We start from the raw sequence: 237 nt of genomic DNA, 5'->3' as shown, positions 1-237 counted from the left end.
TCACATATTTGCCTTATGGACAAAAACAATTGTACCTTTCCAGTATATTAGATGTATACAATGGAGAAGTGATTGCTTTTACGATTGGCGATAAGCAGGACACAGACTTTGTATTAGACACACTTGATCAGCTGCCAACACTGCCTGAGAACTGCATGTTACATAGTGACCAAGGTTCTGTGTATACATCCTACGAGTATCAAAAAGCTGTTAATACAAAAGGCATTACCATGAGCA

1 protein-coding gene is annotated in these 237 nt (G+C 38.4%); it reads left to right on the top strand.

Annotated features, from left to right (window positions below; translation table 11 throughout):
- Positions 1-237: DDE-type integrase/transposase/recombinase (locus MOF34_RS21105; protein WP_268401396.1), on the top strand; the 237-nt coding region annotated here is incomplete at both ends.

Origin of the sequence: Bacillus sp. T17B1, from assembly GCF_026796395.1 — a bacterium.
GTDB lineage: Bacteria > Bacillota > Bacilli > Bacillales > Bacillaceae > Bacillus > Bacillus spizizenii_A.
The sequence above is the reverse complement of the archived record's forward strand: the minus strand, read 5'-3'. Positions and strand labels throughout refer to the sequence as shown.